Source organism: Arthrobacter sp. GCM10027362 (assembly GCF_042679445.1).
In the GTDB taxonomy this organism is placed as follows: Bacteria; Actinomycetota; Actinomycetes; order Actinomycetales; family Micrococcaceae; genus Crystallibacter.
Genome location: NZ_JBHTML010000180.1, coordinates 1 through 7,657 on the forward strand (window position 1 = coordinate 1; position 7,657 = coordinate 7,657).

Annotated in this window: 7 protein-coding genes; 1 reads left to right on the plus strand and 6 read right to left on the minus strand. The window is 65.6% G+C overall.

All coding sequences use genetic code 11. The annotated features are described in order from the left end of the window. Positions 1-478, minus strand: a 478-nt coding sequence (locus ACFQ36_RS18620; RefSeq protein ID WP_377016319.1) for a pyridoxal-dependent decarboxylase, incomplete at its 3' end; no start/stop codon positions are given. A 66-nt stretch (positions 479-544) separates the two neighbouring features. Next, positions 545-1,834, minus strand: coding sequence for an adenylosuccinate synthase (locus ACFQ36_RS18625; RefSeq protein ID WP_377016321.1), 1,290 nt, complete (start codon positions 1,832-1,834; stop codon positions 545-547). 199 nt (positions 1,835-2,033) lie between these two features. Between ACFQ36_RS18625 and ACFQ36_RS18630 the strand changes: the two genes are divergently transcribed. After that, complete coding sequence (locus tag ACFQ36_RS18630) at positions 2,034-2,897, plus strand: DUF72 domain-containing protein (RefSeq protein ID WP_377016323.1); 864 nt, start codon at positions 2,034-2,036, stop codon at positions 2,895-2,897. Positions 2,898-3,034: 137 nt separating this feature from the next. Here the strand turns inward: ACFQ36_RS18630 and ACFQ36_RS18635 are convergent, their stop codons facing one another. From ACFQ36_RS18635 to ACFQ36_RS18650, 4 genes are all read right to left on the minus strand, one after another. Next, entirely contained in the window at positions 3,035-3,748 is a 714-nt protein-coding gene (locus tag ACFQ36_RS18635; RefSeq protein ID WP_377016325.1) for a GNAT family N-acetyltransferase, read from the minus strand. Beyond that, on the minus strand, positions 3,729-6,185 hold the full coding sequence (locus ACFQ36_RS18640; protein WP_377016327.1) for a hypothetical protein: 2,457 nt from the start codon (positions 6,183-6,185) through the stop codon (positions 3,729-3,731). Before ACFQ36_RS18640 ends, ACFQ36_RS18635 begins: the two co-directional genes overlap by 20 nt. A gap of 225 nt (positions 6,186-6,410) precedes the next feature. Then, a complete protein-coding gene (locus tag ACFQ36_RS18645) occupies positions 6,411-6,842 on the minus strand; it encodes an SRPBCC family protein (RefSeq protein WP_377016329.1) in 432 nt (143 codons plus the stop codon). 22 nt (positions 6,843-6,864) lie between these two features. Further along, positions 6,865-7,657: 2-oxo acid dehydrogenase subunit E2 (locus ACFQ36_RS18650; RefSeq protein WP_377016331.1), on the minus strand; the 793-nt coding region annotated here is incomplete at its 5' end.

A 7,657-nucleotide genomic window follows, 5' to 3' on the forward strand; every position in this document is an offset into this window, starting at 1 on the left:
AGCCGGCCCGCCCGAGCACGGCCGTGCGCGCGGCGGCCAGGCAGGTGAAGTTCGCCATCTGGCAGCCGGTCACCAGCCCGTAGCTGCTCTGGCGGGGCAGCCCGAACAGCTCCAGCAGCCAGGCGCCCACCGCCTCCTCGGCCACGGCGGCGGCCGGGCCCGCGGCGTAGAGCACCGCGTTCTGGTCCCAGGCCGAGGTCAGCCAGTCGGCTGCCAGCGCCGCCGGCAGGGAACCGCCGGTGACGAACCCGAAGTACCGCGGCCCGGCCGTTGCCACCGCCGCCCGGCCGCCCACCTCGGCGAGCAGTTCGATAACCTCTCCGGGGTCCTCGCCGGTCTCGGGCAGCGCGGTGGCCAGCGCCGAGCGCAGCGCGGCGACGTCGTCGTACCCGCCGCGGACCGGACGCTCCGGCAGGGAGCGCAGGTAGTCGACGGCGAACTCGGCGGTGCGCCGGAGCAGCTCGTGCACGTCGCTCATGCGAGCCGATGGTACGCCCGGGCCCCGGCCGCGGCAATGCCCGCCCGGCCGGGGCTGGCTGCGCCGCTATTCGGTGATCAGGTCCCGCACCACGATGGTCTGGTCCCGGTCCGGGCCCACGCCAATGGCCGAGAAGCGGGTGCCGGACATCTTTTCCAGCGCCACCACGTAACTGCGGGCGTTGTCGGGCAGGTCCTCGAGGGTCCGGGCGCCGGTGATGTCCTCGGTCCAGCCGTCGAAGTACTCGAAGATCGGCTTGGCATGGTGGAACTCGGTCTGGGTCATCGGCATCTCGTCGTGCCGCACGCCGTCGACGTCGTAGGCCACGCAGACCGGGATCTTCTCGATGCCGGTGAGCACGTCCAGCTTGGTCACGAAGTAATCGGTGAAACCGTTGACCCGGGAGGCGTGGCGGGCCAGCACCGCGTCATACCAGCCGCAGCGGCGCGGCCGGCCGGTGTTCACGCCGAACTCGCCGCCGGTCTTCTGCAGGTACTCGCCCATCTCGTCGAACAGCTCGGTGGGGAACGGGCCGGCGCCCACGCGGGTGGTGTAGGCCTTGATGATGCCGATGGAGCGGCTGATCCGGGTCGGGCCGATGCCCGAGCCCACGGAGGCGCCGCCGGCGGTGGGGTTGGAGGAGGTGACGAACGGGTAGGTCCCGTGGTCCACGTCCAGGAAGGTGGCCTGGCCGCCCTCCATCAGCACCACCTTGCCCTCGTCCAGGGCCTGGTTCAGCACGTAGGCGGAATCGATCACCAGCGGGCGCAGCCGCTCGGCGAAGGAGAGGAAGTACTGGACCGTCTCCTCGATGTCCACGTCGCGCCGGTTGTAGACCTTGACCAGCAGCTGGTTCTTCTGCCGCAGCGAGCCTTCGACCTTCTGCCGCAGGATGGACTCGTCGAAGACATCCTGGACGCGGATGCCCAGCCGGGCCACCTTGTCCATGTAGGCCGGGCCGATGCCGCGGCCGGTGGTGCCGATGGCGCGCTTGCCCAGGAAGCGTTCGGTGACCTTGTCCATGGTCTGGTGGAAGGGGGCCACCAGGTGGGCGTTGGCGGAGACGCGCAGCCGGGAGGTATCGGCACCGCGGGCCTGCAGCCCGTCGATCTCCTCGAACAGGGCCTCGAGGTTGACCACGCAGCCGTTGCCGATGATCGGGGTGGCGTTGGGGGACAGGATGCCGGCCGGCAGCAGCTTCAGTTCGTACTTCTCGCCCCCGACGACAACGGTATGGCCGGCATTGTTGCCGCCGTTCGGCTTGACCACGTAGTCCACGCGGCCGCCAAGCAGGTCGGTTGCCTTGCCCTTTCCTTCATCGCCCCACTGGGCCCCGACGATCACGATTGCTGGCATGGGATCCTCCGCCGTGCATGAGACAGCCCCGCACTCGGCGCCAACGTGCCGGACACAGCACCGCGGGGCCGGAGTTCTGGGGCTCTTACCCCCTAAGTTTAGCCGACGCCGCCGGGCGCGGGCTCTGGCCCCCGGCAGCGGCAGACGGTAGCGTGCCGGTGTGGGGACGCGGAACGGTGCAGGGAGGCATGCGGCGCTGGTGGGTACGTCCGGCTGGCGCTATCCGGAATGGCGCGGGACGTTCTATCCGGCCGGACTGCCCCAGCGCCTGGAACTGGAATATGCCGCCGGCCACCTGGATTCGCTGGAGTTGAACGCCTCCTTCTACGGCCTGCAGCGCCCGTCCAGCTACCTGAAGTGGCGCGGGGCCACGCCGGAGGGCTTTGTCTTCGCGGTCAAGGGCCCGCGGCTGGTCACCCACCTGAACGCGCTGCACCAGGTGCGCGTGCCGCTGGCAAACTTCTTCGCCTCCGGTGTGCTGGCGCTGGCGGACAAGCTGGGGCCGGTGCTCTGGCAGCTGCCGCCGCGGCTGGCCTTCGACGCCGCACTGGTCGAGGAGTTCCTGGCCCTGCTGCCGCGCAGCACCGCGGCGGCGGCCGAACTGGCCGCGGTCCACGGCGACCTGCCCGCGGAGCGCACCTGGACCGGGGAGTCCGGGGCGGCCGGAGCGTTCCCGGAGCGGCCGCTGCGCCATGCGCTGGAAGTGCGGCACCGCAGTTTCGCCAGCGAAGAGTGCTACGGCCTGCTGCGCCGGTACAACACCGCCCTGGTGGTGGCGGACACCGCCGGCAAATGGCCGCTGCTGGACGAGGTGACCGCCGACTTCGTGTACGTGCGGCTGCACGGCAGCGCGGAACTCTACGTCAGCGGCTACACTGCGGCCGAGCTGGATGCCTGGGCCGGCCGGGTCCGCGGCTGGCTGGCCGGCAGCCGCTGTCCGGACGGGGCCGGCCGCGACGTGTACGTGTATTTCGACAACACCGCCGCCGCTCACGCGCCCTTTGACGCGCTGGGCCTGAGCACGCGCCTGTCCGGCCAACGGGCCCGCAACGCTGCTGAATAATCCCGAAGGCGGGACACCATCCGCCAGATTGCGGGACCAGGCCGTCCATTAGTCGGCGCACGGAACCCACCGCCGCGCAACAGCACGGCAAGGGCACTCCGGAAGGCGGAGCCGGGGCCGTTCATGGATTCACACCCCTATCCAGGCTGGCACACGGGGATCCGCTGCAGGTCATCCGTGACGAACGTGCGGATCTTGGCCGTCTGATTTAGAGGACGGAGCAGGTTCCGGGTCTGCAGATCATTCCCTAACGAGCCCTCCGTTTGCATCAAGTATTCAATAATAAAATCTCTCAACTGGGCTCTTGGAATACACAGTTCGCCGGCACCTTGCGCACCTGGCGGATGCGAGGTGAGCAAAAGAAGCAGCATCCCGGGAACGCGGGCAGCTCCCCGCCTAAGGGCCGGCTGAAAGTACGGAAGCTCGATGATCCGAGCGCCCTGTTCACCGTAAAACTGCAGGCGGCGGGAAGGATCTCCGTAGGCCGGGCTGCCGGAGTGATATGCGGGATGCTCCACCTCGGCAAGTACGAGGCAGGGACTGTGGCGCCGGGTCCACGAAGTGATGACGTGCCTGTAAAGCTTCCTCCCGAAGCCTTGGCCACGGGCGGCCGGTGCGGTCGCCATATACCCCAACAGCATCACCCGCGAAGCCTCGAACCATTCACCGACAGCGACCGTGACCGGAACTGTTTCCTGAAAGCCGCAGACAACTTCGACACTCCCCGAATCCATTCCGTCCCTGAGCGATTCGAAGGACTCGAGCTCATCCGCGGGAAACGCCGGCCTCAGCAGCTGCGCGTAAACTTCACCCAGTGCGTCCGCATCAGGGCTAAGTACTTCTATCCGCACGCGGAAACCTCAATCCTGGTTGGTCCGTCCGCGGTCCTTCTGTTTCCGTGGAATTCAGCCAGGTCGCTCCAGGTTCCGCCCGGCCCGGCGGCAACTGCTCGTGATGCCTGTTCATCCAATAGACAACTACGCAGATGGCTCCCACCAGTGCCACCACAACGAGTACGACCAAGATGGCGGTCTCATGCTCCATGTTGTAGCCGTCACGCACAATGGAAGCCAGTCCTGAAAGGCCTATGCCGGCCAGCCCGGCAAGAAGTATTTCGATTTTGCGCCGGTTCGCTTCCCGCGCCTCCAGTTCATGTTCGTCATGGAGTTCTTGATGCCGGTTCACGACCTGCTCGGTCAAGGACCGCATGAGGTCCCCAAGGACTTCATCCACCATATGAACGTAGTCTCGGCGGGCCTTTTCAAAGTCTGCTGCTGCCATCAGTTCGTCCAAGGTTTTCCTCGCAACCGTGGATGTTACTAACGCAGGCGAAACCATGAACATGAGCGTGAGGCGGCTAGCCATAATCAAGTTTTGAAAACGGAATGCCTCCCTTTCCAAGTTATACTGCGCAGCCTTCAAGGCCTGCAACGTTCTCACTGCCTGAGGATTCGGCAAATCAGCAGCGTCAATATCGCCCCGGGACGCCGGTCCCTCCAGCGCTCCTTCCCGTTCTGGATTCAAATATCTCGCGAAGAAATCCCGCCTGCGGCGAAGCGATTCGATGAAGCCTGCGAGGTTCCTGTTCCAGGCGGAGAATAAGCCTGGAAGGCTGGCAGCAAATTCCGCTAGCTCCAGAACGCCTTCCACCTGGAAATTTGGAGATCCAAAAGCAGCAACCATTGAATTGTTTCCGTTCCATAAAACAAGATCGTCATTCAGTTGCGGCGCTTGGATTACCAAACCGGACCCCAATGGAAGCTGCGCCCATTCTGCGACAGAGGTAGGGCCGTAACTGACTGGATTGCACAGCGTCTGGAATCCGAAGATACTTCTAAGCTCAGCCGCATGTTCCACGGTCCTCGCCGCTTCTTCACGGCAGGGAAGTCCTGCTCTGGCCTTCTTGATCCACACCAGCGTGTGATAGCTGCCGGTGCGGAAGCTCACCTGAACATCCAATTCGCTGAAAGGTTCTTGTTGGGGAATTGCGCGCAGCATCGAACGCGCGAAATAAATCAGCTTTCCCCACTTCGGCCGGTCTTCCGTATCATTGGACTCCAGATGAATCGGCGCATCGAGGCGGTGCATATCGGCGGACTGCGCAGTGACCCTGGACAGGGCCGCATATAGGTCCTGTGGCGTGGCGTCCACGATTTCGGTCTCTATTCGCAAAACGTGGTTGCCAAGTTCCGAAAATCGGAGTTCGGGGCGGAGCGTGCTGTCCCTTTGTCCACTCAGGCCGGGCACAACGATCGCCGGCAGCCGCACGGCTGCTCCCCCGTACTCCCTGTGGAACGGATCGTCCACCATCCAGATGTCATCCAGCTGCAGCTCGTGATCGATGCCTTCCGGGACGACTCCGGCAAGGGACCAGGGGACCGGCGCCTGCTCAAGTCCGCGGATATGCTGGACCGCTTGTTCCGGAGTTATGCCAATGAGCCCAAACGGATAGATGTAAGTAATTCTTGCGTTTTCCACCAGCAACTGCGGCCGATCCCTTGCTTCATGAAGGCATTCCAGGCTGCGGCGATGGGCCCGCAACTCGGAGGCGTCCTCGTCGGTGGAAACCTCATCCTCGGCCGTTTTCAGGGCGGTGATGGCGTCGACAAGCTGGGCAGAGGAGTGCTTACCACTTATGTACCGGTCTGCCGCACCGGCGGCGGTGGCGACGGCGCGATAGTAGATCCGTTCGTCCGCCGCATTGCGGCCGGCAAAATCGACCAGCGGATTGTGGGGACACCGCGCTGCATAACTTTGCAGAGCGGCCGCCCGTTCTTCGGTAATGCGGGCCTGCCGGCCATGGCACGCCAAGGATCCCGAAGCGGCGGCTATTTCCACCTTTATTTCTTCTTCCAAAAGGTTAAGCAATTCCAAGGACAGCCCATTTTCTGCGGATACCGTTTCCGGGGCCGCTTCCCCTTGCCGGCTGTTCGAGCAGTGGCGGGCGGCCGAGATAATGTCGAAGATGGCGTCCACCTCCCAGGAGTACTCCCACGATTCACGGCACAGCGACCACAGGTAGATATTAAGCATGGGGATTCCGTACGTTACGTGCCGGGCAGCGGAATATATTCCTTCGAGTGTTGCCTCAATGAACCTTAACCGGTCCTCCGGCTTTTTCCCTGCATTTCCGGCTTCTGAATTCCAAGAAGCCAATCGGGGGACAAGTTCGAATTGATCGGCCGAGCAGCCGCCGTTGATGACCAGCTTCTCCCGTAGCCAGTCAGCTAGCGGTGCTTGATCGTCATTCTGAAGCGCGTCCAGGATCTCGCCAACCGATAGATTCATCCGGATACCTCCGCTCGGAGTCGGAGCACGTTGCCACGATGATCCACTTGTCGCCAGTGGATGGCAAGCCCTCCGCAGTCGCTCTGAGTTATACCGCAAGCGGGGCATGTCTCCATCGGATGTGGAGGTGCGGCACGGCCAGAATTTCCCGGAAAACCGGATTCCGAAACCGCCCGACGATCTGCCGTGGCGCAGACAGGCAGTGCCTTCCGGAACCTCCCGGACTCACGGCGCCTTCTCCGCATAGCGCTTGAAGTTCTCCAGCTGCAGCGAGTCCGCCGCCGCCAGTTCCGCCCGAAGCTGTCCGGCCAGCTCCGCCAGCCCGTCGCCGCCGGCGACGACGTCGACGGTGAGCGTCAGGCGCGTGTCGCCGGCGTCGTCGGCCAGGTCATAGCGGTAGTCCGTGCGCAGGTCCCCCTGCCCGGAACTGATCGTGATGCTGCGCCCCGGATCGACGGCGGAGACCATGGCGGTGCGGTCGTGGCCCTGGGCGTGGAAGTCCAGGGCCAGGCCCGGCTCCAGCGGCCCCTCGGCGTGCATTTCGCTCACCCCGGACATCCACGCCGGCGCCGCGGTCCAGTCGGTCAGCAGCGCCCAGACCCGCGCCGGCGGCAGGAAGACGAGCGCGCTGGTGGTGAAGGCTGTGTTCTCGCCCATGGCTGGATTCTTCCCCCGTTCCCTAGATGACAATCCGCAGCGGTTCCTCCAGCAGGGCCTTCAGGTCCCGCAGGAAGGCCGCGGCGGCCGCGCCGTTGAGCACCCGGTGGTCCACCGTCAGGCTCACCCGCATCACCTGCCGGGTCTCCGGCACGCCCTCGCCGACCACCGCTTCCGCGGTGGTGGCGCCGACGGCGAGGATGGCGGCCTCGGGCGGGTTGAGGATGGCGGTGAAGGACTCGATCCCGTACATGCCCAGGTTGCTGACGCTGAAGGTGCCGCCCTTGAATTCCTCCGGCCGCAGCTTGCCGTCCCGGGCACGGCCGGCCAGTTCGGCGGCCTCGGCGGAGATCTGCCCGACGCTCTTGCGGTCCGCGTCGCGGATGACCGGGACGATCAGCCCCTCCTCCAGGGCCACGGCGATGCCCACGTGCACGCCGCCGTGCCGGATGATCCTGTCCCCGCCCCAGGAGGCATTGACCTCCGGGTGGGCCCGGAGCGCGACGGCGGCGGCCCGGACCAGCAGGTCCGTGACGCTGATTTTGGTGCCGGCCCCGGCCAGCCGGGCGTTGATGTCCTGGCGGAAGGCCAGCAGCCGGTCCATGGCAATGGCCACCGTGAGCTGGAAGGTCGGAATGGAGGTGGTCTCCCCCAGCCGCTGCGCGGTGATCCGCTGGTTGGCGTTGAGCCTGACCTCGGTATCGGCCGGACCGGCGGCCGCCGCCGGGGACGGCGCGGCGGAAGTTGCCGCCGGTGCCTGTTCGGCTGCCGCGGCGATGGCCTCCTCCACGTCGGCCCGCACCACCCGTCCGCCG